The sequence below is a fragment of the Sagittula sp. P11 genome (genome assembly GCF_002814095.1).
In the GTDB taxonomy this organism is placed as follows: domain Bacteria; phylum Pseudomonadota; class Alphaproteobacteria; order Rhodobacterales; family Rhodobacteraceae; genus Sagittula.
On sequence record NZ_CP021913.1, the window covers coordinates 2,622,788 to 2,647,011 of the forward strand.

Here is a 24,224-nt window from a genome sequence, read left to right on the forward strand (position 1 = left end):
CCGCCCGAAACCCTAGATGAACTCTAGATCACGCGCTGTCGGTCGCCTCGCCGAGACGCCAATAGCGATTGCTTGAGCCGTGCCGGATGTAAGTCGGATGCGCCTTCGCCCATGCGCCGGAAGAGAACAGCTGTCTGGGATTGTCGGACCCCATCCCGTCCATCAGGACCTTGGTCAGCCGCTGGCCTGTGCCATCGGTCGCCGCTTCAACAAGGCTTTCGAAGAGTTGGATCTGGCCCACGCCGTCGAGCGTGAGCGGCTCGAGACCAGGGATGATGAGCGTCGCAGAGCGAGGCGTGTGTCGCACAACCTGAGCGACTTGCGCAGAGGTCGCCAGCGTTCGGTTTGCCTCGAAGCGCCGGGCCATTTCCTCTCGGTCCAGATCGCCGAGGCTTCCGTCGTTCAGCAGCAGGTCGCGCAGCGCGATAACGACGTTCGGCCCGAGGAATTGCGGCGGCTCATCGGAAACGGCGAGTACGAGACCGGGACCCGCCGTGTGCCGCGAACGAAGCGCATTCTCGACACCGTCGCGGACCTTTGGATCGGCAAGGCGGCGCGCCAGGTAAAGTGGGACCTTTCGCTCACCCAGTGCCATCGGCCCAAGCGAGACGAGGAACTCGTTGATGGTTTCGATGTTCCTGATGCCGAGAGAGCCAGCTATCGCCTTGAGGATGGTTTCGGCGAGCCATGCTCGATCAATCCCGTACTCGATCGCATTGGTGTCGAGACGCAATCCATCCGCCTCTCCAAAGGAACCGGTTTGTCGAACCGTCCCTGGCTCCGGACCCGTTTGCTGCTCAACTTCGACAACCTCATCGTCATCCTCAGCGAGCCCAATCACCTGCCGCCCTTTGCGGGCAATCAATCTCGCACTGACCAGGCGCGCTGGATCGACGCCGGCGGAGTTGAAGAACGCACCTGCAACAGTGTCGCCGGGCAGGTCGTACAGCGACAGAAGAAAGCCGAACCACTGCGCCCGTTCCTGATCGGTGAGTGTCCGCAGGTTCTGCGTAAGACCCCAGTGTTCGAGCAGTCGGAACCCGAGGTCCCGAAGGAACGGATCGCGCATGCTCTGCACGTCCGAACTGCTGCCATCCGAGATCGAGACCCGGAAGGTTCCCTCCTTTCCGTCCGATCGACGGGTGTAACCAATTGCGATGGCGATTTTTGTGAAGCCGAAACTCCGGATCAGGTTGGCTGAATTGGAGACGTATTTCCGGACAACGTCCTCCATCTTGTCCTTTATGGTCACCTTGATGTTCAGTCTTCGGCCCCACGAGCCGAGGCGGACCTCGGCCTCGACTACCGCCGCCATCGTGATCTCGACGTCCTCGAGATCCGGACAATCCAGATCGAAGGAAGACCTGAAGCGTTCGAGGTTGAATTCCCGGCGGGTCAACGGCTTGGCCGACGGCGGGCGCCCTAGAACGACCTCCGCGAAGACCTTAGAGGTCTTTTCGCGAACGTCGCTGCTGGCAGACGCGACCTCGATTTTCTTCAGCTGGGGTGTGTAGATCAGGACAGCCTCATGCGAGGGCCTGTAGTAATGGACGGTCCAGCCCCCTTCCTCGCGATGATTGTCGATACTCGACAGGGGCCCGGGATGGCGCAGGGCGACCATGAAGGACGGCGGATAGTTGGCGGTCTCGGGCAATTCGAGGACGGACGCGGTGACCTTGCCCTTCAGTCCCAGAGCTTCCTGAACAGCGTCACAGAGCTTCTCGTCAGGAATTCCGTCTGTGTCGGCAACAGAAGCGTGGTCGAAGTCCACTTCGCAGCATGTGTAGTACGTCCGCCGTTCTCGATAGCGCCGCGCGGCATAGAAGCTCTGGGCGTCGTGGAAGTGCATCGGGAAGACCGTGCGCATCCAGATGCTCTTACACAGCAGGTCAGGCTGGGACTCATACTGGTCGTAGTCGACATTCTGCAGCCTTTGGCCCGCAACCGTTTCGAGTGAGGTCGCTCCCTTGTCCTGGCCCATGTCGAGCAGAGCGCCAGCGATGCCCTCAAGTAGCCCGATGATTTCCTTGTCCTCCGAACGCAGGTACGCACTCAGCGCTGCCCTGCCCTGATCATCGGTCGTGCCCTCAGTGATTTCCGGCGGAGCGAGAAGAGTGTCGTCGGGCCGTTTGAAGCTGGCGAGAAACTGCCGGACCAGCGCAGCGGGGGCGCCCTGAAGGATACTCCCGAGGTTCGGTCCGAATTCGCTCTTCCTCCGCGCCATGAACTCACCTCAATGAACAACTGCTCTCGATTGATTCAACCCACGATAATCATGGACATGTCCGTGATCGGCAAGCCCTGATGTTCTCTCCCTGTTCGCATTTCTGCATTCCGTTCTTCTGAGATGTCCTGTCCCGGGCGGCTGGGTGGCTTTTGATCGGTAACGACACCACCGAGCATAGCCACCGAGACATGAAACGCCCGAACCCGCTCCCTCCCGACCACATGACGCCCGCCGAGCGCCGCGCCGAGCTCTGCGGCCTGTTGGCGCTCGGGCTTGTTCGGTTGCGCATGCGGGAGAAGGGCGAAGTATCTGACGATACTGGAGAAAGTTGCCTACACTATCCGCCCGACCAATGCCGTCATGCAACTCCAACTCACCGGAGAAACGCATGACGAAGCCCGATCCCATCCCTGCGCGCCTAGCCGCGCTGAAGTCCATGTCCGTCACACAGTTGAAGGCGGAGTGGCAGACGATCTTTGCCACGGCGGCGCCGAACAACAGCCGGGCGTTCCTCGAGAGCCGGTTGGCCTACCGCATCCAGGAACTGACGTACGGCGGTCCGGATCGCGAAACCCGGCGCATGCTGGACCTGCTGGCCGACGAGGTCGGCGGCACACTGACGCGCAAGAGCCAGATCGCCGATCCTCGCAATCCCGTGGTCGGCACGAGGCTGATCCGCGAATGGAACGGGGTCGAGCACACGATCACGGTCTTGCGGGACGGATTCGAGTGGCAAGGCCGCCCATACAAATCCTTGTCCGCGATCGCGCGGGCGATCACCGGAACGCGCTGGAATGGCTACCGCTTCTTCGGGTTGCGCGAACGAAAGCGGGGGAATGATTGATGGATCAGCGTGCAAATGCCGTCCGCCGCCAGCGCTGCGCCATCTACACGCGCAAATCCTCCGAGGAAGGGCTGGAACAGGAATTCAACAGCCTGCACGCCCAGCGAGAGGCCTGCGAGGCCTATATCGCCAGCCAGCGCTCTGAGGGCTGGGTGCTGGTCCGCGATCAGTATGACGACGGCGGCATCTCAGGCGGAACGTTGGAACGGCCCGGCCTCAAGCAGCTTCTGGCCGACATCGAGGACGGCCTGATTGATGTGGTGGTCGTCTACAAGATCGACCGCCTGTCGCGGTCGCTGATGGATTTCTCGAAGCTGGTCGAGGTCTTCGATCGCAACGGTGTGACTTTTGTCTCGGTCACGCAGTCCTTCAACACGACGACTTCCATGGGGCGGCTGACGCTGAACATCCTGCTCAGCTTCGCCCAGTTCGAGCGTGAGGTCACGGCCGAGCGCATCCGCGACAAGGTCCGCGCGTCCCGCATGAAGGGCATGTGGATGGGCGGCTACGTCCCGCTCGGGTATGACGTGAAGGACCGCAAACTCGTGGTGAACGAGGAAGAGGCCGCCACCGTGCGGGGCATCTTCGAACGGTTCGTCGAGGTCGGCTCAGCGACCGTGCTGGCCCGCGAACTGCGCCGCAAAGGGGTCCGCAACAAGCAGGGCACCTTGGTCGACAAGGGATATCTCTACAGGGTGCTGGTGAACCGCGTCTATCGCGGCGACGCGGTCCACAAGGGCAAGGCCTATCCCGGCGAGCATCAGGCCATCATCGACGGGCAGCTGTGGGATGAGGTCCATGCCATCTTGCGGCAGAACCCGCGAAAGCGCGCCAACAACACGCGCGCGCAGGCGCCTGCGCTGCTTAAGGGGCTGATCTTTACGGCCACGGGCGCCGCCATGACCCCGAGCAGTACGAAGAGGGGCACGCGCCGATACCGGTACTACGTCTCGATGGACGTCATCAAGAATCGCGAACCCAGCGATGAGGGCATCCCGCGCCGCCTTCCTGCCGACCTCGTGGAAGCGGCCGTGGTGACCGAGTTGCGGCGGGTGATGCGCGCGCCCTCGATCACGGCGCAGGTCATTGCCCACTTGGCGCGCGAGGGCCACGCCTTCGCCGAGGCCGACGTGATCTCCGCGCTGCAGACGTTCGAAGACGTCTGGGGCCAGCTATTCCCTGCAGAGCAGACCCGGATCGTGCAGTTGCTGGTGCGCCGGGTCACCGTGACGTCCGAAGGGCTGGTGATCGATGTCCGGACCGACGGCGTCTCGGGCGTCATGCGCGACATGATGGCCCCACGAAAGAAGGTGGCGGCGGAATGATGAAACCCGACGAGTCCATCCAGATCTTCGTGCCGCTCAAGGTCCGTAAGCAGAACGGCAGGCCGAAGATCATGCCGCCCGCCACCTATTTGCCGAGCGAAGACCGGACACAGGATCCGCATATCCTGCGCGCAATTGGCCGGGCGTGGGGCTGGCGGCGGCGCATGGAGGCTGGCGAGTTCAATACGGTCACCGATCTGGCGAAAGCCGTGGGGCTGGCCGAACGCCATGTCAGCCGACAGCTGCGGCTCGCCTACCTCGCGCCGGGAGTCCTCAAGCGCCTCGTCTACAAGCGTGAGGTGCCCGCCGTGACCCTGTTGAAACTGACCGATGTCGCGGCCCTGCCATGGCACGAACAGCCGGAGCGGGTGTTCGACTGAGGCTCAGTGAAAACTCGCCTGAAACGTCGTCGCGGTCAGCGAGACATGCGCGTCCAGTGGCGGGTGCAGTTCGAACGCCTTCGGCTCGCGTGAGAAATTCCACAGCCGGAACAGGCGCCATTCCGACCGGCGCTCCTCGGCCACCGCCAGTTCGTTGCGGGTGATGTGGAAGGGCGTGCGCTCCCATCCGTTCGTGGTCTTGACCTCGATCAGCCGCGGGAGCCCGTCCGGAGCGAAACTCGCAATGTCGTAGCCTGCGCCGTCGCCATCCTCCTCCGACACCCAGCGTACCTTGCGCGCCAGATCGTCCCGTCCTGCCGAGCGAAGAGACGCCCGTTCATGCGCCAGCACGCGCTCCTCGCCCGCGCGGCCGAGGGCCCGGTTGCGCTCGTCCCGGCCCGCCACGTCGAACTTGCGGGCGATGTGCAGCATCTGGTCCAGCTCCTGCGGCGGGGGCTGGTTCGATAGCGTTGGCGGCGGCCCGAGCCAGATCTGCGCCGCTTCGCGCAGGCCAGCAGCGGTTTGCAGCCCCGGTTGGCGCCCGAACCAGGCCGGGTTCAGCGCCAGCCACCGCGCCACGGCATCCACCAGCGTCATCTGAAAATTGAACGCGGGCTTGTAGCCGGGGATCCAGTCCTCGCCGAGACCCTTCAGCACCGCGCTAATGTTCTGGTGCTTGAACTCGACGGACCCCTCGGACCGGTCGTTCAGCAGCGGAAGCAGCGCGCGGCGATGCTCGGCCTTGCTGTAGCGGCGCGCGGAGATGTCATCGGCCAGCATCGCGAAGTAATCCGCGACGATCAGGTCGTTCTCTTCATCTGTCCACGCCCCGTTCGACATTGCGCCAGGCTATGGGCGCGAAGTCTGTTTGTCATCAGAGACTTCCGGCAGGGTTCTCGCTGGTGTCACTGACCGTACGCTCTGGCGCGCTGACCATGCAATCGGCCGCCACGGAGCCGTCCTTTCGACCGCCCTGCGCCTTCGTGTCGGTCTCTGTCACCGGATTATCTCGCGAACGGGGCGAGCCCATGAACGCAGCAAGCCATTGGAAATGCGAGGATGTTTTGTGCCGTCCCATGGTCGTCGAGGGGCGCTCGAAGAGAGACGCAGGCCATTCGGAGACCCATTCTTCGGCAAGCGCCCAGTCTCCGGAGGGCGGATGGGCCTGCCAACGCCCTTTGAAACAAAAAGAAAAAAGGCCCCGATCGGGACCCTTGGACGGATTCAGTATCTGAATGTGGCGGAGAGGAAGGGATTCGAACCCTCGAGACGGTCTCCCGCCTACACACTTTCCAGGCGTGCGCCTTCGACCACTCGGCCACCTCTCCGCCGTCGCGTCTATCAAAGGGCGACAGGCGGCTGCAAGGCGTTTTTCAACATTTATCCATCGGTTTCTGCAGATTTTTTGGATGCCGTCGCGGCCGGACGGCCACGGGCGTGGCCTATGGGGGCAAAACCTGCGGGAAATGACCTGGGAGCTGTGAATTGCCGGTGCGCGCTTGGCGCACCGGGCAGGTTCAGCTCGAGACCTGTTCGCGCAGGATGGAGGCGGTCAGCGAGACCATAAGGTAGGCGCCGGCGAAAATCAGGAAGGCGAGGATCGTGTTCTCGAACTTGCGCGGATAGCTGGGATCCTCGGACGCGACCGGCGTCACCGATGTGGTCATGTAGCGCGCCTGGCTGTCGGCCTCGCGCCGCGCGGTTTCCAGGCGCTCCAGCGCGGATTGAAGCATCAGGTCGCGGGTGGCGAGGTCGGCTTCGGCCAGCTTGATCTGGACGGCCAGCTCTGCCAGCGACTGCTCGCCCGTGGTGGCGGTCGTCATCTCGGCGTTCAGGGTCGCCAGCAGCGCTTCGAGCCGCCGGATGTCGCCCCGTGTGCCATCCACCTTGGCCTGGTTCGGGCGGGAGTTGTCGAGCAGGGCCTGCAATTGCAGCCTCTTCTCCTGCAGCTCCAGCTCCCGGGTGTTGATCTGGGCGCGCAGGGCGCCGATCCGGCCCTCGGGATCGACGATATTGCCCTCCTGCTGCATGCGTACCAGCTTTTCCTGCGCGTCGCGCCGGTCGGTCTCGGCCTTCTCGAGGTTCACGAGCGCCGAGTCCACGGAGTCGTTTCGCTTGCGGGCGGTCAGGTTGTCGATGCGTTCCTCGGCGTAGCCGATGAGGGCCCGGCTGAACTCTGCCGCGAGTTCGGGGTCGGCGGCCGTCACCTCCATCTTGATGACGCCCTCCGTCGGGTCGAAGCTGATCTGCACGCTCTTCTTGTAGAGCTTGTAGGCGTCTTCGTTGGAGGCCTCGGGATCGAGCCGCTGGATGGGGTCGATGGAGGGCTGCGAGAAGTGGTCCTTGAAGCCCTCGTCGCGGTCTAGGCGCATCATCACCTCCTTCGACTGCAGGAAGCTTTGCGTGGCAATCGCGTCTTGCGACGTGTCGAAAGCGGAGCCGCTCAGCAGACTGGGCACGGCAGAGCCCGCGCCGTCGTTCTTGAGGATCAGGAACTCCGACTTGGTGGCGTACATCGGGGTCGCGACGTTGTAATAGTAGTAGCCCATCACCACCGTCGGCAGCAGTACGAAGACGGCCAGCCGGACCATCAGCAACAGCGTCTTCTTGCGCCGACGCTGGGCCAGGTCCTTCTGGATGCGCTTGATCTCGACCGCGCGCCGTTCGGCGGGGCTGATCGTTTCCGTCGACGGGAGCTTGTTCTTCTCCACCTCGACGGTCTGGGGCAGCTGGACCTTGAACTGCTGCGTCTCGCTCTGGGCCTCGGCGGGCTTCACCAGTTCAAGCATGTTGGTGCGCTGGAAAGGGTCGATGCCGCGTGCGCGCAACAACCGCACCGCGTCGAAATCGGAGGTCGGCGCAAGGCCGTGTTTCTGTGCCACGCGACGCGCCATGCGCAACTGGCGCCCGGTCAGACCCTCGTGGCGGATCGCGTCCATGTCGGTTTCGCCGGCGACCTGCGCGGCCGAGGCGACGTCGCCGCTGCGTGGGGCGTCCGAGGGCTGGGCTTGTGTCTGCGGGGGCTGCGATTGCGGCTGCATGTGGGCCGTCTGCGCGGCGGAGGGGGCGGCCCCTGTCTGCGAGAACATCGGTCGCGAATGAGCAGTGGCGGTCCGCACCGATGTCTCAGCCTGCGCGGGGGTCTGCGACACGGCCCGTGCCGGCGCCTGACCGGTCACGGGGGCCTGCGCCCGGGGCTGTTGCGATGCCGACCGGTCCGAGAGGCGTGCGGCGGCATCCGCGGCCGAGGCGGACGCTGCGGGGCGCGGGATGGGCCGTGATGCGCCAGTGTCCTCCGGAGGACGGCGCGACAGGCTGGCCCTGGGCTGGGCGGGCGGCTGTTGCGCGGCGGGGACCGGGCGCACCGGCGCCTCGGACACGTTATGGTCCGCGCCGGATGCGGCCTCTGCCGAGGTCGTCGGCGACCTGCGGATCCTGAACTTCTTAGCCTTGGGTTTCGTAGTCATACAATTGCTTCGCTTCTTCCAAGGAATCGAACATGTGGAGCTGACCGTCCATCAGGACCGCCGCCTTCTTCGCAAACTTTTCCAGGACCTTCGGCTGGTGCGACACGATGATGATTGTCGTCGTGCGCAGCCGTTCCGCAAGGAGGTCGCCGGCCTTCTGGTTGAACTCCGCATCGGTGGAGTTCGGCATCCCTTCGTCGATCAGGTACATGTCGAAGTCCAGCGCCAGCATCAGGGCGAACGTGAAACGCGCCCGCATGCCCGATGAATAGGTGCCGATGGGCTGGTCGAAGTACTCGTCCAGTCCGCACAGCCACCGGCAGAAGCTTTCGACGTAGTCCGGGTCGAGCCCGTACATCTTCGCGATGAAACGGGCGTTTTCCTTGGCAGAGATCTTCGAAACCACGCCGCCCATGAAGCCCAGCGGAAAGGAGATCCGGCAGCCGCGCCGTATCTCTCCCTCGTCGGGCTTTTCGAGACCGGCCATCATGCGGATGATCGTCGTCTTGCCCGTCCCGTTGGGCGCGAGAATGCCCAGGGATTCCCCGAGTTCGACACGGAAGGACGCCCGGTCAAGGATCACCTTGCGCTGGGTGCCGGTCCAGAAGGACTTCGAAACCATGTCGAATTCTAGCATTCAGGGATGCTCCCCGTTTCTGCCCGTTATCCCCGTGTGGGGTTTGGATTTTATTAAAAAAGGAATTTGGCTACATTATGACCCCGGGCCGAAACAAAGACAACGGACAGGGCGGTTCACTCGCCCGGGTTTGAAACAGTCCGGCGCAGTTTCGGGAGGGCGAGGGCCGCTTTCCGCTTCAGTACGGGGCGCGCCGTGGGACCATAGGCCACAAGCGCGGTGCGGTCCGCAAGGGCCGGCAGAAGAGTCAGCAGGGACAGGCGTTCGGGCTGGCCCAGACCGGCGATGCCGATGGGGCCGGGATAGAAGCTTTCCGACAGGACGCCCTCGGCCAGCAGGATGTGATGTTTCGCCAGCATGAGGTGGTGATAGCGGACGTGGCGCGTGCCCGCCGCGGCTTTTATCGGGCCGTCCGCCTCGGCCAGGTGGCGGGCGCGCACAAGCCGTTGTTCGGCCACCGATGGCGCGGGCCAGAGCAGACAATGCTGCGGCGAGACCAAGACCTCTTTCCGCGCGCCCAGCACGCCCGGCGGGATGCGGATCGGCTTCAGGTGCGGGTTCAGTTTCAGCGTGCGTGGCCCGTGTCCCCGCGCTCCGACCCAGATCAGCGGCTGCGGGCCTGCGTCCAGCGTCCATACGATGTCGCCGGGTTTCAGCGTCTCCACCGCACGCGAGCCGTAGGGTGTGGCGATCCGTGTTCCGGTGGTGAAGCAGGCGGTGACGAGATTGTCCTGATCGAGGTTGATCTTGACGTCATCCCCGCTCGGGTTGAAGTCGATGCCGCTTGTCTGGATCGAGGTGATGTCCGGCAGGTCACCGACACCGTCGTCGATGGCCATGAAGTAACGGTCAGAGCCGCCGCCGATGGGGCTGGCGACGATCCATGACACTTGGGACGAGAAGTCATCGCCGACGAGATCGACCGTGCTGCCGCCGTCGTAGGTCACCGTAACCGGGTTCGATGTGTTCGTCGGTGTGTAGATCTGGATGTTGTATGAAACGCCGTCGATGACGAGGATGCCATTGTCGGCGTCCGCCGTTTCATTGATCTCGTTGATCTCAGTGGCGGTGTTGCTGGATTCCTGATCGGAGTAGGTGGCGTTGTCGACAAAGCCGATGATATCACCGCCGCCCCCCGGCGCGGTGGTGTAGGTGGTGAAGGCACCTATGCCTGACAGCTCGATCAGGTCGTAGAGCGGCGTATTGCTTGCTCCCATGCCGGACTCCGTAGTTTTGTCCGGCAATCGTGGTAAACGCGTGCGTCAGGTCTGCGGCGGGTTTCGGACAATTCGGCGGCATTGCCCTGAGTGTTCAGCGCTCAAGAGGAACTGGGGCGTTCGTACAAAACGAAGAACGGCCGCCGGGGGTGCCGGCGGCCGTCCAGATTTCGCACGATCAGGCTTGTCAGAGTTCCTGCTTCTCCACCTTCGTTACCTTGCCGACGATGATCGACACCACGGCGGCAAAGAAGCTGAAGAGCGCGCCCATCTTTGCCGCATCCTGCACCGGGCCGGCATCGAAAGCGACGGACGCCACGAAAAGCGACACGGTAAAGCCGATGGCCGCAACGCAGCCGATCACCACGAGGTCGATGATCCTCATGCCTTCGGGGATGCCCAGGCCAAGCGGCCGTGCAGCGATCCAGCCGAAGATGAAGATACCCACCGGCTTGCCGATCAGCAGCCCCGCGAGAACCAGCCAGGTCGCAGCCCCCATGGAGGAGAACTCCACACCCGCGTTCAACAGGCCGAAGAAGAACAGGATGACCTCCACCGGGTATTTCAGCGCGTGTTCCATGGCGTTCAGCAGGTCGTGCAGGTGTTCCTCGGCGGCGGCGAACAGGCCGAAGGCGCGGTCAGCGTGCGGGATCGCCGGCACGATGGGCAGCAGGCCAAGCGCCGGATGCAGGCCGGACATCATGAAGCCGTACCAGGAAATGCAGCCCGCGATGGCGTAGGGCCAGAACGACAGCGTCTTGCGGACCCACGTCGAATTCGGGCGGTCCTGCTTGCCGATGTCCAGCTTCCGCGGGAGCGAGTTGAAGGCGAAGAACGCCACGAGCGACGCGCCCACCGACAGCAGCAGCCATGCCGGGGTAAGGTCGCCCGACGGGTAGAAGATCGCGAGGATGATGAGACCCGCGGCATCGTCGGCGATGGCCAGAAGCAGCAGGAAACGCACCGCCGGGTGGCCCGCACCGAAGACCAGGCGCCCGACGAGGTAGCTGAAGGCGATGTCGGTCGCGGTCGGGATGGCCCAGCCGTTGGCAACGGCGCTGTAGGTCTCGGAACCCATGACCATGGCAAGGCCGAGGTAGACGGCAATCGGACCGAACATGCCGCCCGCGGTGGCGAACAGCGGCGTCGCAGCCTTCTTGCCCCGCAAGGAACCCTGTTCGAGGATCACCGCCTCCCAGACTTCCTTTGCCGCGATGGCGAAGAACAGCGCCATGAGCACGTCGTTGACGAGGTAGTGCAGGGTCAGCGTCCGATGGCCGTCATGCGGATGGCCGATGGGCGCGTGGTCCCAGATCACGAATTCGACGAAGTGGTGATATGTGTCCGCCCAGTAGTGCGGCTGCCCCGCGACCGGAGCGATCACGTCGAGGTTGGCCCAGATCAGCGCTATGACAGCGCCGATGATCAGCAGCAGCGAATAGCTCGCCAGAAAATTCCAGACGCGATACATGAGGCCCCTCTCCCGTTCCTGCGTTGGTAATCGGGGTTATCCGATTGCGCGCGGCGGGGCAACGCAGGCCGCAGCCAAAATTGCCCGAGCGTCATGAGTTGCGGTGGCTTTGACACTTCCCTGCGCGAATGGCGCGGCGGCGGGGCCGCGGTTTGCCGGAAATCGGGCGATTCCAGACCGCTGAACGGGAAAGGCCCCCTGCAGAAACCGGCGCGATTCCGGACTTGCAGGGGACCTTGGTGGCCGGGTTGTCAGAGCCTCAGGCGATGGCGCCCCAGGCCAGTCCGGCGACGATGGAGCCCGCCAGTGCAAAGGCAAGGTAGGCGGCGAAGACGCGCGGCTTGACCAGCGCCCAGACCGCGATGGCGGCGGGGATGCAGCTGACGCCCCCGGCGAGCATGAAGCTCATCGCCGCGCCGTCCGCCATGCCCATGTTCAGCAGCTCGCTGACCAGCGGTACGGCCGCGTAACCGTTCAGGTAGGCGGGCATCCCGACCAGCGCCCCCAGCAGGATCGGCATCAGTCCGCTGCCGCCCAGCACCGAGGCGACTGCGTCGGCAGGGACGTAGTGGATCATCACCGCTTCGATGATGTAGGCCAGCGTGAGCCATTTCAGCAGGAACAGGGCATTGTCGGTGGCGGCCGAACGAAAGACCTCGCGACGTTCCGGCTCCTGCCAGAAGCGCCAGACCGGTTTGCCTTGGAACGGTTTCTTCACGCCGCAGCAGCCGCCGACCTTGGGCTTTGCACGCAGCGGGTCGGCGAAGACCGGAGAGGACTTCAGCATCATCGTGCCCAAGCCGCCCATCAGGCCGATGCCAACCGCGGCCAGCAACTTGGCGGTCGCGAACTCCATGCCCAGAACGCCCGCGGTTATCGAGAACATTGCCGGGTCCATCAACGGAGAGGCCAGCCAGAAGGCCATGACGGCGGACAGCGGCGCGCCGACGGCCAGCAGTGCGGCGATGAAGGGGATCACCTCGCACGAGCAGAAGGGGGACAGTCCGCCCAGAAGCGCGGCAAAGACGATCATCCGGGTTTCCCGGCCCTCGAAGGCCTTGGCAAGCAGCGTCTCCGCCCCTGTCGCCTTCAGGTAGGCGACGGCGAGGACCGCGAACAGGATGAACGGTGCGGTGTTCAGCAGCGCCCGGGCAGCGAAGGTCACGCTGGGCCAGAACTGCGGCGTGTCCAGCACCGCCACGGCAAGAAGGATCGCCGCAGACGCCATCCAGGCCCAGGAGATCCGCGCCCGGACCTGCGGCCAGAACGGCGTGTTCGAAGAGGTGTCAGCCATGGGAATGCTCCGTTGCACAGCTCGCATCGGCGCAGCAGTGCCGCAAAAGATAATCCGACAGCGCCCGGACTTCCGCGTAGTCCGCCCCGGCACAGATGATGCTTCTTCCCTGACGCGACTGGGTCACCAGACCGGCCGCGGCAAGGATTTTCAGGTGATGGGTCAGGGTCGATCCGCTGATCCCGCACCGTTCGCCCAGAACGCCGATGGGCAGCCCCTCCGACCCGGCACGCACCAGGACATCCAGAACCGCAAGGCGCTGTTCCGAACCGAGGGCCGCGAACTTCGACGCGGCGGTTTCGGGCGTCAGCCCGCTGTGAATCGTCATTTCCATACTTCTAAGGGTATCGAAATGAATCCGTCGCGCAAGTGTTATTTCAACAATCTTCGAAATGTCCGGTCCATGCGCGGGCTGGCCGGATCCAACGGCCGATCCGCTTGCCAGCGGGCGCCGCGCGGGCGACAGTCGCCGCACCCTGAAATCGGAGTTTCCAGATGCAGCCCGGCCCCCTGAACCTAATCACCGACGTGGCTGGTCTGCGGGTCGGGAACGCTTCGGACCCCACATTGAAATCGGGCACGACCGTCCTGACTGCCGACCGCCCCTTCACAGCCTCCGTCGCGATACACGGCGGCGCGCCCGGCACGCGAGAGACTGCGCTTCTCGCCCCCGACAAATCGGCGCCGGGCGTGGATGCGCTGGTGCTGTCGGGCGGCAGCGCCTTCGGCCTCGCCGCGGCGCAGGGAGTCATGGATGCGCTGCACGTACAGGGCAGGGGGTTCGAGGTCTTCTCGGCTCGCGTGCCCATCGTGCCCGCGGCGATCATCTTCGACCTCTTGAACGGCGGCGAGAAGCGTTGGACCGTGAACCCCTATCCGGACCTGGGCGCTCGCGCGCTCGCCGCCGCCGACACGACCTTTGCCATCGGGACGCAGGGGGCGGGCGCTGGCGGGCAGACGGCGCAGCACAAGGGCGGGCTTGGGTCGGCCTCGCTGGTGCTGGCGGACGGCACCACGGTGGGCGCGCTTGTCGCGGTGAACCCGATGGGAAGCGTGACGACTTCCTCGGGCCGGCACTTCCATGCGGCGCCCTACGAGGTAAACGCCGAATTTGGTGGCCTCGGCCCGGACCCCCAGCCGTCGCTGGCGTTGCTGCCCAGCCGCAAGGTCGGCGCCATGGCCCAGCAGGGCAACACCACCATCGCGATCGTCGCCACCGATGCCGCGCTCGACAAGGCACAGTGCAACCGTCTTGCCGTTGCGGCGCATGACGGCATCGCCCGGGCCATCCTGCCGGCGCATTCGCCGATGGACGGGGATCTGGTGTTCGCCGCCTCAATGGGGGACCGCCCACTGATAGAGCCAGGCGCACAGCTCGCCATGATCGGCCACGCCGCCAGCCTGTGCCTCAGCCGAGCAATCGCACGCGCGGTTTGGGAGGCAGAGCCCGAACCCTACGATACCCTCCCGGCGATCCGGCGGGAGCTTGGGCTCGTCTGAGGCAGGTTTGTCAGCGCAGGATCGGCGGCTTGTCGGGGTCGGAGCCCGGGGCGGCGCGTTCGAATTCCACCCGCGGTTTATCCGGCTCCGGCAGATCGAAGCGCAGACCGACACGAGCCAGACGCGCGCAGATCGGATCGTCGGCCTTAAGGAAGACCACGTCCAGCGCGCCCGCTTCGAGACCGGAGAACACCAGCGCCTCCTGCACCGCTCCGGCCAGAGCCGGTTCGGCCCGTTCCGGAGCGCCGACGATCCCCAGCAGGTGACCGCGCCCGCCGCCCTCATAGCCGACCTCCGCCAGCCACGCGCAGTCCGCCAGACCCGCCGCCGTGGCCAGCTTGGCGTCGAGCGCGGTCAGCAGGACTTCGGGCAGGGCGCGGGGTGCGGAGAGGGTTTCGGCGCGCGCCTCGGCCATGGCGGGGGCCTGCGACAGGGTCTCTGCCAGCCAGGCCAGCGCCTCCGGCGGCAGCAGGATCTGCGAGGGGCCGCTTTCGGGGTTCAGCGCCAGGCCTATGCCCTGACCGGCCAGCATGCCCGCAAGCGCACGGCCCGACATGGCGACATAGGGCACCGCGCGTCCGGCAAAGCCCGACATCCGCGCCTCCCGGTCGAAGACGAGGACGAAGCGCGCGTCGGCCACATCGAAGATTTCCGGTTCGATGGTGTCGCCTGCGGGCTCCCGTTCCAGCATCAGGAACAGCTCGCTCGACGCCAGCCGGTCGTAGAACCGCATCCGTGCGGCGTCGTCGTCCGGGGCGGCTTCCATTTCGGCAAAGGCGCGGTCCAGCGCGGTCTCGGGCATGTCAGGCATCCAGAACCTCTCTGACGCGGGCGCGCAGCACGGGCAGCAGGTCTGCCGCGAACCACGGGTTGCGTTTCAGCCAACCCGTATTGCGCCACGACGGATGCGGCAAGGGCAGGGCGTCGGGCAGAAAGTCGCGCCAGTTGCTCACCGTCTCGGTGACATTTGTCGTGACGCCCAGATGCCAGCGCTGCGCAATGCCGCCGATGGGCAGGGTCAGGCGGACCTCGGGCAGGCGGTCGACCAGCGGCGCGCGCCATGTCCTTGCGCAGATCGCAGGGGGCGGCAGGTCCGACCCCTTGCGGTAACCGGGAAAGCAGAACCCCATCGGCAGGATCGCCACGCGTGCCTCGTCATAGAACGTATCCGCGTCGAGGCCGAGCCAGTCGCGCAGCCGGTCTCCAGACGGATCGGTGAAGGGCCGCCCGGAATGGTGCACTTTCATCCCCGGCGCCTGCCCGGCAATCAGCAGGCGCGCGGTGGGCTTGGCGCGCAGCACGGGGCGCGGCGCATGCCCGGTTTCGGTCGCCGCAAAGCGGTCCTCGCAGATGCGGCAGCCGCGCACGTCCTCGATCAGGGCGGAAAGGTCGGTCATCTTTCGTAGCTAGGACCGGAACGGCCGTCCTTCAACGCGTCAGATGCAGCGCCCGCCGTCGACGTCCATGCAGACGCCGGTGATCATGCTGGCCTCGTCCGAGCACAGGTAGAGCGCCGCGTTCGCCAGGTCCTCCGGGGTGGAGAACCGGCCCAGCGGGATGGTCGACAGGAACTTGGCCCGCATCTCGGGCGTGTCCTCGCCGAGGAAGCTGGGCAGCAGCGGCGTGTCCCCGGCCACCGGGTTCAGCGCGTTCACCCGGATGCCGAAGGGGGCGAGTTCGACGGCCATCGCCTTGGTCGCGGTGTTCATCCAGCCCTTCGACGCGTTGTACCAGTTGAGCTTCGGACGCGGAGAGACCCCGGCGGTGGACGCGATGTTGAGGATCACGCCCGACCCGCGCGCCTTGAAGGCGGGCACCACGGCACGGGCAGTCAGGTAGACCGACTTGCAGTTCACCGCGAACACCCGGTCGAAGTCGTCCTCGCTCACGTCCTCCAGCGGTGTCGGAAGATGCGTGATGCCCGCGTTGTTGACCACGATGTCGGGCGTGCCGTGGGCGCCGGTGAAGCCGTCTATCATCTCCGCGACCGAGGTTGGGTCGGAGACGTCGACATGGGTGTGCGGCGCGCCGATCCGCGCCGCGACGCGCACGGCGGCGTCGGTGTTGATGTCGGCCACGAGCACCGTTGCACCTTCGGCGGCAAACCGGGCGGCGATGCCTTCGCCGAAGCCCGAGCCGGCCCCGGTCACGATGGCGCGTTTTCCCTGCAATCTCATCGCCCTGATCCTCAGTAGGTTGCGCGACCGCCGGACTGGTCAAAGACCGACGCGGTGGTGAAGGACGCCTCGTCCGAGGCCAGCCAGCAGGTCATGGCCGCGATCTCGTCGACCGTGCCGAAGCGGCCCATGGGGATCTTCGACTTCATGAAGTCGATGAAGGTCTGGGTCATCTGGTCGAAGATCGCGGTGTGCACGGCCGCGGGCGCGATGGCGTTGACCGTGATCCGGGTGTCCGCCAGTTCCTTGCCGAGGGACTTCGTCAGGCCGATGACCGCCGCCTTGGACGACGAATAGGCAGAGGCGTTGGGGTTGCCCTCCTTGCCCGCAACAGAGGCCATGTTGACGATCCGTCCGAACCCGTTCGGACGCATGATGCGCGCGGCGGCACGGTTGCAGTAGAACAGCCCGTGGACGTTCAGCGCATAGACCTTCAGCCAGTCCTCGGTGGGGTAGTCGATCACCGGCACGTTGGGCCCGGTGATCCCGGCAGAGCAGACCAGCGTGTCGAGATGCCCCATGGCCTGCGCGTCCTCCGCCATCGCGGCGTCAACCGCATCCGGGTCGGTGACGTCGACCTGGCGGGTCTTCAGCTGTGTGCCCTCGAGCTTTGCGAGGTTGTCGGCGCTGATGTCCCAGACCGTGACTGTGGCGCCCTCGTCGGCCAGGCGGCTGGCGATGGCCAGACCGATACCGGAAGCGCCGCCCGTGACGATGGCGGCGCGGTTGTTGAAACGCATGAATGATCCTCCCTTTACGGGAGGAGAGTGCGGCGAAGTGGACTTAAGGGCAAGGGGTCAGCCGGGCAGTCCCGCCGGCAAACGAGGCGCGGCGGCCAGCAGGCTGCGGGCATACTCCGTCCGCGGCGCCGTGAAGAGCTGTTCGGTGGCTGCGTCCTCCACGATCCTGCCGTGGCGCATGACCATTACGCGGTCGGTGACGGAGCGGACGACATGCAGGTCGTGGCTGATGAAGAGCCACGTCAGACCGTGCGTCTCCGACAGGCGGGCCAGCAGGTCGAGCACCTGCGCCCGCACCCGGACATCGAGGGCAGAAACCGCCTCGTCAAAGACGATCAGGTCCGGCGTGATGATGAGCGCCCGCGCGATGGCGAGCCGCTGACGCTGCCCGCCGGAGAAGGCGTGGATGTGTTTCGTGGCATCGTCGGGCGACAGGCCCACGGCGGTCAGCGCCTCGGCAACCGCATCCTTCGGCGGCGGTGCGTCGAGCAGGTGGAACGGCTCCGAGATCAGGCGCGCGACCCGGTGGCGCGGGTTGAAGCTGCCGTAGGGGTCCTGGAAGACCACCTGGATCCGACGCTGGGTGTCGCGATTGGGGCGGCCGTTTGCGAGAACCGGCTGGCCGTCGATCTCGATCCGGCCGTTGGCCAGCGGCTCAAGGCCGAGAAGCGCGCGCGTGAGCGTGGACTTGCCGCAGCCGGATTCGCCCACGAGGCCCAGCCGCTCGCCTTTGCGGATCGTGAAGCTGACATTGTCGACGGCGGTGAATCGGCGCTGCTTCGCGAATGGATGTGGACGGGGCAGGGGGTAGGTCACGCTGACATCGGTTGCCTGCAGCAACGGCTCGCCGGGCCGGCGGGCGGGCAGGTGGGCACGATGCGACGAGGCGGCGATGAGCGCGCGGGTATAGGTGTGCTGGGCCTGGTGCAGAAGCTGCGCGGTCGGTGCCGTCTCCACCACGCGACCCTTCTGCATGACGGCAATGCGGTCGGCCATGTCCGCCACCACGGCGAGGTCATGGGTGATGAGCAGGAGCGCCATGCCTTCGGTCCGGGTGAGGTCCTTCAGGAGGTCAAGGATCTGGGCCTGCGTGGTGACGTCGAGCGCGGTGGTCGGTTCGTCCGCGATCAGGAGGCGTGGCTTCAGCGCGATGGCCATGGCGATGATGACCCGCTGCCGCTGCCCGCCGGAAAGTTCGTGCGGATAGCGTCCGGGCGAGACGTCGAGGCCCACCTTCCGTAGCAGTCCGGTCACGTCGGGGGGCGTGGCGCGATGGATGCGGAAGACCTCTGCGATCTGGTGGCCGATGGTCTGGAGCGGGTTGAGCGCGGTCATCGGTTCCTGGAAGACCATGCCGATCTCGCGCCCGCGGATGCGGCGCAGGTCGCGGTCGGCAAGGCGGGTGAGGTCGGTATCGCCGAAGCGTATCGTTCCCGAGGCCACGACAGAGGCAGGCAGGAGCCCCATGACGGCGAGCGCGGTGAGCGACTTGCCTGAGCCGGATTCGCCGGTCAGGGCAAGCGTTTCGCCGTGGTTCATGTGGAACGACACGTCCTGCAGGACAGGCTTGCCATGGATGTTCGCGGTGAGACCGTCGACGTGGAGAAGCGGGTTCAAAACTCTTGAAGCGACCTGACCCGCGTGGGGCTCTGCCCCGCGGTCCTCCCGAGGGTATCTGGGCTTGGATGCAGACATCAGGTCCGGAGCGGCTTCAGGCGTGGGTCGAGGGCGTCGCGCAGGCCGTCGCCGAGGAGGTTCAGGCCGAGCACCATCAGAACGATGGTCAGGCCGGGGATCAGCGCGGTGTGTGGTGCTATGGTCACGAGGGTCTGGGCGTCGGCCAGCATGCGGCCCCAGCTGGGCGTGGGTGGCTGCGCGCCCAGCCCGACATAGGCGAGGCCTGCCTCGGCGAGGATGCCCAGCGAGAACTGGATCGTGGCCTGCACGATAAGCAGGTTGAGGATGTTGGGCAGGATGTGCTCGGCGCTGATCCGGGTGCGCGACTTGCCGCAGGTGCGGGCGGCGAGGATGAATTCCCGCGTCCAGAGCGACAGCGCCGCGCCGCGTGTCAGCCGGGCGAAGACAGGGATGTTGAAGATGCCGATGGCGATGATCGCATTGAGGGCGGAAGGCCCGAAGGTGGCTGTGATGAGGATCGCGATCACGAGGCTGGGGAAGGCAAAGACGAGGTCGGACGCGCGGGAGATCGCTTCGTCGATCAGTCCGCCCCGGTATGTGGCGGCGGTCAGGCCGAGAGGAACGCCGAGACCCGCACCGATGGCCACCGCAACGAGCGCCACGGCGATGGATGTGCGCGCGCCCGTCATGAGCATCGACAGGATGTCGCGCCCGAAGTGATCGGTGCCGAGCAGGTGTGCGCCCCCCGGCGGCAGGAGCCGTTGCGGGATGTCCACCTGCGTGACGTCGAACGGGGTCCAGACGAGCGACAGGAGGGCCGCCGCGACCATGAGCGCCGAGAGCGCGCCGCCTATGAGGAGCGCGGGTTTCATCGGCGGCGGAGCCTCGGGTCGGCCAGGGCGTAGGCGAGATCGGTGAGGAAATTCACCACGATCACCGCAAAGACCAGCAGCATGACCACCGATTCCACGGTGATCAGGTCGCGCTGGGAGATCGACTGGAAGATCAGCCGGCCGAGGCCGGGCAGGTAGAAGACCTGTTCGATGATGATCGCGCCGGCCAGCAGGAAGGAGAACTGCAGCCCGAGAATGGTCAGGACGGGGATCAGCGCGTTGCGCATGCCGTGACGGCGCAGCGCCTGGGCCGGGGATAGGCCCTTGGCGCGGGCGGTACGAATGTAATCCTCGTGCAGCGCATCGATCAGGCTGGACCTGAGGATGCGGGCAAGGATCGCCGCCTGCGGCAGGGCGAGCGCCACGGCGGGCAGGGTCAGGGCCTTGAGGGCGGCGCCGGGATCGTCCCAGCCGGGGAAGCCGCCGGACGGGAAGATGCGCCATGTGATGGCGAAGAGCGACACGAGCAGCATAGCGAACCAGAAGTTCGGCACGGCAACGCCCAGCTGGCTGACGCCCATGACCGCGATGTCCGCGGGTCTGCCACGGCGGGCCGCTGCCACGAGCCCCGCCGGGAAGGCCACGAGCACGGCGAGGAGGAGCGCGTAGATGGTCAGCGGCAGTGAGATCCAGAGCCTGTCCGCGACCATGTCGGCGACCGGCGTCCGGTAGGTGTAGGAGATGCCGAGGTCGCCTGTCAGAAGGCCGCCGACCCACGCGAGGTAACGCTCGGGCGGAGAGAGGTCGAGGTTCAGTTCCGCTCTCAGCGCCGCCAGTGTCTCGGGCTGCGCGTTGATGCCCAGCATGTAGGCGGCGGGGTCGCCCGGCGCGACCTCCACCACGAGGAAGATCACCAGAGAGGCGGCCGCGAGGCTGACGAAGAGCGAGAGCAGGCGGCGGGACAGGTAGGTCAGCATGGCAGGACGGGCGCCGGGGTCATTGCCGGTCTGCGTCGGCTTGCGGCTGGCCGGCCAGCGCAAAGAGCAGGTCGAGTTGCCTGTCGCGGGGAAGACCGTTCAGCGCCAGCTTCTGCATGCGCGACCCTTCGGTCAGCGTCCGGATGTCGTCGTCGGTCATCCGCGCGTAGTCGCGTTTCCAGTGGCGCAGCATGAGGTCCTTGTAGGAGCCCAGCTTGGCGGTCCGGGACCATTTGGCGCGTATGTCGGGCCGGGTGTCCAGCATGTGCTCGAAGAGGTAATGCGGCCAGAAGTAGGGATGCAGGGGGCGGTCCGCACCGCCACCGGGCGCCACGGACCACGCGCGTTTCTTCGGCTCCAGCACCTGTTTGGCCTTGGGCGCGCCGCCGGTCAGGGCCAGCTTCAGCGACGTCAGGCGGAAGGCCAGCGCGCCCTTGTCGCCGGGATCGAGTTCGCGTCGGCTGACCTGCTGGCGCCGGGGGCTTTGCCAGAATCGGACGGTCTCCTCCATCCATGCGGTCATGATCGGGTGGCCCGGCGTGGCGGCAAGAAACCAGTTCTCGACCGGGCGGCGGCGATAGGGATCGTGGAAGGCGAAGAAGCCTTCCCGGGTCAGCGCGGGCAGCCAGTCGTCGAGCGGGAGCACCGGCACGGTTGCCGCATCGACGTAGACGCCGCCCCGCGCCTCCAGTTCGTGCATACGGAAGATGTCGGCCTGCCCCTGGAATGTGGCCGGGGGATGCGGAATGCCTCGGTCCGCGAACGCCTGCCGCGCGTCGGTGGCGTTGAACATGCGCACCCGCCACGCCGGGTTCAGCGCGGCCCAGGCGTCCCAGCAGCGACGCACGATGGCGGGCGCCTGCGCCTCACCCTGCGCCCAGTAAAAGACAAGCCGTTTCGGCACCATGCACGAACCCTCCCGCCCCCGCTTATCGGGCGAAGGGGGTGGCGGGGGCAAGGGGCTGCCGCACATTGCGTTCGCGCCACGCTTGTTGCCACTGGATCATGTCGCAGGCGGATCAGATGACCGGCGGCTGCGACTGCACCCTGATGGAGAGGTTCATGCTGTCTGGATCGATCGGGCATGCATACCGGCCGGATCGCGGTCTGCTCCACCTGCCGCGGCGCCCTTAAGAACCCGATGCCGGGGCGGATACACCGGGCACGGACCAAACCGCATTATTCCGTTTCCAACTACCGACAGGTGCTTCGCATGGCTGATGCGAACGTCTGGCTGTGGCGCGTCATCCATCTGCCGGTCACCGCGAAACCGTTCAAGTTCAGCATACAGCCGTGCCCGGCCTGAACGTCACCCCAGGAATTCGAGCAAGGCGCGCGTCGTTTCCTCCGGCGACTGGTCGATGAAGAAATGCCCTCCGGGGACGGTGCCCGCCCGCATGTCCGCCAGCCGGTCGGCCCAGGTGGCGGGTACGTCGTAGGCCCGGGCCATTGCTCCGTCCGCGCCGTAGAGGACCAGAGACGGCACCTCGATCCGGCGGTCGATATCGGCCTCGTCCAGCGCGAAATCCACGTCGATTGCGGCGCGGTAGTCGTCGCACATGGCGCGGCGGCACTCGGGGTCGGCCCATGCCGCACGGTAGGCCTCCAGCTTCGGGAAGTCCGACAGCTGCGCGCCGCCCCAGCCCAGCAGGCAGCTTTCGTAATAGGCGTCGGGATCGGCGGCGATCATGTTTTCCGGGAGAGGGTGGGGCTGGCTGAGGAAGAACCAGTGGTAATAGGCGCGGGCAACAGGGTGCGTCAGCCGCGACAGCAGAAGATGCGTGGGCACGATGTCCATCAGGGTCAGGCTCAGCAGACACCCCGGCGCATCAAGGGCGAGCCGATGGGCCGTCCGGGCCCCCCGGTCATGGCCGACAAGGTGGAAGGCTTCGTACCCGAGGCGCGTCATCAACGCCGTCATGTCGCCCGCCATGGCGCGGAAACTGTAGGCTTCGACACCCTCCGGTTTGCCGCTTTCGCCGTAGCCGCGCAGGTCCGCGGCGACCACCGTGAACCGTTCGGCCAGCCTCGGCGCGACCTCCGCCCACATCGCACGGGTCTGGGGAAAACCGTGCAGCAGGAGGACGGCGGGACCGCGCCCGCCTCTCTCGTAGGCGATCTCTATCCCGTCGAGGTCCGCCCGGCCGGGCGTGAACCCCGGAATGTCTTTGCGCATGATCCCCTCCCGGCCCGCGTTGCCCGCATTTTGGCCCCGGGCGGGCGGCTGCCGTCAAGACGGGACCGCGATCCCGTCTTCCGGTTGTGCCCCGGCGAAGGGACGTTAGGCTGTGGACATAAAGACAAGGGAGAACGGCATGACGGTCCTGACCGAGGCAGAGGACATTTCGGATATCGCGTTTGGCTACATGGGCTCCAAGGCACTGTTCGCGGCGCTCGAATTCGGCGTGTTCACCGCCTTGTCGCAGGGCAATACGGGGTTGTCCGACTTCGCCCGGGCCACGGGGCTCCCGGAAGGGCGCTGCCGGACGCTGCTGTCCGCGCTGGTGGGGCTGGGGCTTGTCACGCATGACGATGCAGGTTTTGCGAATTCCCCGGCGGCGGAGTCGTTCCTCGTGAAAGGTGCGCGTCACGACTTTGGCGATTACCTGCGCCTTCAGGTCGGGCGGCAGATGTATCCGCTGATGGACCAGATCGAGAAGGCGCTGACCGGCGATCTCGACGACGGGGACACCGGGTCCTACGCGGAGTGGTTCGCCGATCCGGAGGAGGCGCGGCTTTATTCCGAAAGCCAGCACGCCGGGTCGCTCGGGCCCGCCCGCGGACTGGCAAAGAAGGTCGACCTGTCGGGCATCGGCAGCCTGCTCGACGTGGGCGGCGGCACGGGCGCCTTTGCCATCACGCTGGCCCGCAAGAACCCCAACCTGCGGATCACCGTACTGGATTTTCCCAACGTGGCGCGGCTTGGTGAGGCTTACGTGGCCGATGCGGGCCTGTCGTCGCAGATCGGCTACCGCCATGGCAACGCGCTTGAGGCCGATTGGCCCGGCGGGCAGAATGCAGTGCTGATGAGCTACCTGTTTTCCGGCGTGCCGGACCACAGCCACGCGGGCCTTCTGCGAAAGGCGTTCGACGCCCTCAACCCCGGCGGTCAGGTGCTGATCCACGACTTCATCGTCGACGCCGACCTGTCGGGGCCGAAGAACACCGCGCTCTGGCAGCTTCAGCACACCGCCTTCACGCCGGAGGCGCGATCGCTCGACGACGACTGGTTGACCGGCGCGCTGGAGGCCGCCGGGTTCAGCGATGCCGAGGTCGGGCCGCTGATCCCCGGGATGACCAAGCTGGCCACGGCTCGCAAGCCCTGAGCAGAGAGTGGCCGCGTGCGCTGCGCGCCACCGGCGGAAATCCTGACTTTGGGTGATTTGGCTGCTGACACAGGCGGCGAACCCCGGTAGCGTCCCGGCGAATTTAAAGAAACGAACCGATGCTACGGCTGAATCCTGTTCAATCCCAAACCTTTGACAGACTTTCCGAAG

General features: G+C 65.9%; 22 protein-coding genes and 1 tRNA gene. 5 read left to right on the forward strand and 18 right to left on the reverse strand.

What is annotated here, in order from left to right; translation table 11 throughout:
* Window positions 1-28: 28 nt before the first annotated feature.
* Window positions 29-2,224 carry a hypothetical protein gene (locus CDO87_RS12645; protein ID WP_100929106.1) on the reverse strand — a complete coding sequence of 732 codons (2,196 nt, stop codon included), beginning with the start codon at window positions 2,222-2,224 and terminating at the stop codon, window positions 29-31.
* 391 nt (window positions 2,225-2,615) lie between these two features.
* On the opposite strand from CDO87_RS12645, the gene CDO87_RS12655 reads away from it, so the two are divergent.
* Genes CDO87_RS12655 through CDO87_RS12665 form a run of 3 tightly spaced genes read left to right on the forward strand, consistent with a single transcriptional unit; the run spans window position 2,616 to window position 4,776 of the window.
* Complete coding sequence (locus CDO87_RS12655; protein WP_036732847.1) at window positions 2,616-3,071, forward strand: DUF2924 domain-containing protein; 456 nt, start codon at window positions 2,616-2,618, stop codon at window positions 3,069-3,071.
* Window positions 3,071-4,396, forward strand: coding sequence for a recombinase family protein (locus tag CDO87_RS12660; RefSeq protein ID WP_100929108.1), 1,326 nt, complete (start codon window positions 3,071-3,073; stop codon window positions 4,394-4,396). The genes CDO87_RS12655 and CDO87_RS12660 overlap by 1 nt, the downstream gene beginning before the upstream one ends.
* On the forward strand, window positions 4,393-4,776 hold the full coding sequence (locus CDO87_RS12665; RefSeq protein ID WP_100929109.1) for a hypothetical protein: 384 nt from the start codon (window positions 4,393-4,395) through the stop codon (window positions 4,774-4,776). Before CDO87_RS12660 ends, CDO87_RS12665 begins: the two co-directional genes overlap by 4 nt.
* Before the next feature lie 3 nt (window positions 4,777-4,779).
* Here the strand turns inward: CDO87_RS12665 and CDO87_RS12670 are convergent, their stop codons facing one another.
* The 8 genes from CDO87_RS12670 to CDO87_RS12705 all read right to left on the reverse strand — a co-directional run bounded on the left by CDO87_RS12670 (window position 4,780) and on the right by CDO87_RS12705 (window position 13,196).
* Window positions 4,780-5,616, reverse strand: a complete 837-nt coding sequence (locus CDO87_RS12670) for a DUF3883 domain-containing protein (RefSeq protein WP_100929110.1) — start codon at window positions 5,614-5,616, stop codon at window positions 4,780-4,782.
* A 398-nt stretch (window positions 5,617-6,014) separates the two neighbouring features.
* Window positions 6,015-6,104: transfer RNA gene (locus tag CDO87_RS12675), tRNA-Ser, on the reverse strand.
* Between the two features lie 189 nt (window positions 6,105-6,293).
* Window positions 6,294-8,243, reverse strand: a complete 1,950-nt coding sequence (locus CDO87_RS12680; protein WP_100929111.1) for a capsule biosynthesis protein — start codon at window positions 8,241-8,243, stop codon at window positions 6,294-6,296.
* A complete protein-coding gene (locus CDO87_RS12685; protein ID WP_100929112.1) occupies window positions 8,221-8,880 on the reverse strand; it encodes an ABC transporter ATP-binding protein in 660 nt (219 codons plus the stop codon). The genes CDO87_RS12680 and CDO87_RS12685 overlap by 23 nt, the downstream gene beginning before the upstream one ends.
* Before the next feature lie 116 nt (window positions 8,881-8,996).
* Window positions 8,997-10,097 carry a Hint domain-containing protein gene (locus CDO87_RS12690; protein ID WP_100929113.1) on the reverse strand — a complete coding sequence of 367 codons (1,101 nt, stop codon included), beginning with the start codon at window positions 10,095-10,097 and terminating at the stop codon, window positions 8,997-8,999.
* Window positions 10,098-10,284: 187 nt separating this feature from the next.
* Window positions 10,285-11,568: a Na+/H+ antiporter NhaA gene (locus CDO87_RS12695; protein ID WP_100929114.1), complete on the reverse strand. Its 1,284-nt coding sequence runs from the start codon at window positions 11,566-11,568 to the stop codon at window positions 10,285-10,287.
* 259 nt (window positions 11,569-11,827) lie between these two features.
* The gene (locus CDO87_RS12700) at window positions 11,828-12,862 is read right to left on the reverse strand and encodes a permease (RefSeq protein WP_100929115.1); all 1,035 of its coding nucleotides are present in this window, start codon (window positions 12,860-12,862) and stop codon (window positions 11,828-11,830) included.
* Entirely contained in the window at window positions 12,855-13,196 is a 342-nt protein-coding gene (locus CDO87_RS12705; protein ID WP_100929116.1) for a helix-turn-helix transcriptional regulator, read from the reverse strand. The genes CDO87_RS12700 and CDO87_RS12705 overlap by 8 nt, the downstream gene beginning before the upstream one ends.
* 161 nt (window positions 13,197-13,357) lie before the next feature.
* Between CDO87_RS12705 and CDO87_RS12710 the strand changes: the two genes are divergently transcribed.
* On the forward strand, window positions 13,358-14,362 hold the full coding sequence (locus CDO87_RS12710) for a P1 family peptidase (protein ID WP_100929117.1): 1,005 nt from the start codon (window positions 13,358-13,360) through the stop codon (window positions 14,360-14,362).
* Between the two features lie 10 nt (window positions 14,363-14,372).
* Here the strand turns inward: CDO87_RS12710 and CDO87_RS12715 are convergent, their stop codons facing one another.
* The 9 genes from CDO87_RS12715 to CDO87_RS12755 all read right to left on the reverse strand — a co-directional run bounded on the left by CDO87_RS12715 (window position 14,373) and on the right by CDO87_RS12755 (window position 22,903).
* Entirely contained in the window at window positions 14,373-15,173 is an 801-nt protein-coding gene (locus tag CDO87_RS12715) for an SseB family protein (protein WP_100929118.1), read from the reverse strand.
* Window positions 15,166-15,759 carry a uracil-DNA glycosylase family protein gene (locus tag CDO87_RS12720; RefSeq protein ID WP_100929119.1) on the reverse strand — a complete coding sequence of 198 codons (594 nt, stop codon included), beginning with the start codon at window positions 15,757-15,759 and terminating at the stop codon, window positions 15,166-15,168. The genes CDO87_RS12715 and CDO87_RS12720 overlap by 8 nt, the downstream gene beginning before the upstream one ends.
* Window positions 15,760-15,798: 39 nt before the next feature.
* Window positions 15,799-16,539: an SDR family oxidoreductase gene (locus CDO87_RS12725; RefSeq protein WP_100929120.1), complete on the reverse strand. Its 741-nt coding sequence runs from the start codon at window positions 16,537-16,539 to the stop codon at window positions 15,799-15,801.
* A gap of 11 nt (window positions 16,540-16,550) precedes the next feature.
* A complete protein-coding gene (locus tag CDO87_RS12730) occupies window positions 16,551-17,279 on the reverse strand; it encodes an SDR family NAD(P)-dependent oxidoreductase (protein ID WP_100929121.1) in 729 nt (242 codons plus the stop codon).
* Window positions 17,280-17,336: 57 nt separating this feature from the next.
* Window positions 17,337-18,974, reverse strand: a complete 1,638-nt coding sequence (locus CDO87_RS12735; protein ID WP_100929122.1) for an ABC transporter ATP-binding protein — start codon at window positions 18,972-18,974, stop codon at window positions 17,337-17,339.
* Window positions 18,974-19,789, reverse strand: a complete 816-nt coding sequence (locus CDO87_RS12740; RefSeq protein WP_100929123.1) for an ABC transporter permease — start codon at window positions 19,787-19,789, stop codon at window positions 18,974-18,976. The genes CDO87_RS12735 and CDO87_RS12740 overlap by 1 nt, the downstream gene beginning before the upstream one ends.
* Window positions 19,786-20,727: an ABC transporter permease gene (locus tag CDO87_RS12745; RefSeq protein WP_100929124.1), complete on the reverse strand. Its 942-nt coding sequence runs from the start codon at window positions 20,725-20,727 to the stop codon at window positions 19,786-19,788. The genes CDO87_RS12740 and CDO87_RS12745 overlap by 4 nt, the downstream gene beginning before the upstream one ends.
* Before the next feature lie 19 nt (window positions 20,728-20,746).
* Window positions 20,747-21,634: a capsular polysaccharide synthesis protein gene (locus tag CDO87_RS12750; RefSeq protein ID WP_157814985.1), complete on the reverse strand. Its 888-nt coding sequence runs from the start codon at window positions 21,632-21,634 to the stop codon at window positions 20,747-20,749.
* 402 nt (window positions 21,635-22,036) lie between these two features.
* Window positions 22,037-22,903, reverse strand: coding sequence for an alpha/beta fold hydrolase (locus tag CDO87_RS12755; protein WP_100929126.1), 867 nt, complete (start codon window positions 22,901-22,903; stop codon window positions 22,037-22,039).
* A gap of 139 nt (window positions 22,904-23,042) precedes the next feature.
* Here CDO87_RS12755 and CDO87_RS12760 point away from each other — a divergent pair, with 139 nt between their 5' ends.
* Complete coding sequence (locus CDO87_RS12760) at window positions 23,043-24,053, forward strand: methyltransferase (RefSeq protein ID WP_100929127.1); 1,011 nt, start codon at window positions 23,043-23,045, stop codon at window positions 24,051-24,053.
* Window positions 24,054-24,224 lie beyond the last annotated feature (171 nt).